Source organism: Streptomyces sp. NPDC006510, assembly GCF_040611955.1.
Lineage (GTDB): Bacteria > Actinomycetota > Actinomycetes > Streptomycetales > Streptomycetaceae > Streptomyces.
Window position 1 is genome coordinate 1 of record NZ_JBEXPH010000476.1, and the last position, 1,153, is coordinate 1,153.

Here is a 1,153-nt window from a genome sequence, read left to right on the forward strand (position 1 = left end):
GGCGGCTGGGCCGGCGCGACGATTCCGGCCTCGTGGGCGACGACGGCCGCGGCGGCCCGGTTGTCCACGCCCAGCCGGGCCAGGATGGAACTCACATGCGCCTTGACCGTCCCTTCCACCACATGGAGCCGCCGGGCGATCTGGCCGTTCGACAGCCCGCTGCCGAGGAAGGCCAGCACATCGCGTTCCCGGGCGGTGAGAGCGCCGACCCGTTCCCGGGCGGCGGTGCGGCGGCCGGCCAGCGTGCCCGCACCCGTCGCCGAGAGATGGGCGACGACCCGCGCCGCGACCTTCGGTGACAGATAGGCGGCCCCGTCGGCCACCGCGCGGACCCCCGCGATCAGTTCCTCGGGCTCGCCCGACTTGATCAGGAAACCGGCGGCGCCGCCTCCGAGCGCCTGGAGGATGTAGTCGTCCTCACCGAAGGTCGTGAGCATCACGACCCCCGTCTCCGGCACGGTGCGCCGGATCTCGGCCGCCGCCTCGATGCCGTTCGTCCCCGGCATCCGGATGTCGAGCACGGCGACGGCCGGGCGGTGGCGGCGCACCAGCTCCACGGCGTCGTGCCCGTCGGCGGCCTCGGCGACGACGCCGATGCCGGGATCGGTGGACAGTACGGCGCGCACCCCCGCCCGGATCATCGGCTCGTCGTCGGCGATCAGCACCCGGATCACCGTCCGCTCACCGTTCCTTCTCCGCGTCGCGCACTCATGGGGTCAGAGCCTCCTTCGACATCAGCCTGCCGTCCCGGAAGCAGAGCCGGTAGGCGTCCCCGGACCGGTCGTCGAAGCGGTCCGCCGTCATCGCGTAGTACATGCATGAGATGCCCGCTCCCTTCGGTTCCCCGGCCACCGGCCGCTGCGTGGTCTCGCGGTCGGGCAGCAGCCGCCCGACGCTCTCCCGATCCTGTCCCACCCGCATCCGGGCGTAGTCGCCCGGGTCCAGTACGGACTGCCGGGCCGAGCGGATGTCCCAGGCCATCAGCGCGGCACTCAGCACCGCCCAGGCCACCAGGGGCAGCACGACCGCGACGGCCAGTGCCCGGCGGGCGCGGCTGCGGGCGTGCCGGTGTTCCTGGGGCAGGGCCGGGGGAGCGGAGTGCCGCGCTGATGGCCTGGGACATCCGCTCGGCCCGGCAGTCCGTACTGGACCC

1 protein-coding gene and 1 pseudogene are annotated in these 1,153 nt (G+C 73.8%); both read right to left on the reverse strand.

Annotated features, from left to right (window positions below; all coding sequences use genetic code 11):
• Nucleotides 1-674 (reverse strand): response regulator transcription factor (locus ABZY11_RS44630; RefSeq protein ID WP_356484638.1); only part of this gene is annotated, 674 nt, incomplete at its 3' end.
• A gap of 34 nt (nucleotides 675-708) precedes the next feature.
• A pseudogene (locus ABZY11_RS44635) lies at nucleotides 709-1,153 on the reverse strand (sensor histidine kinase); the annotation flags it as partial.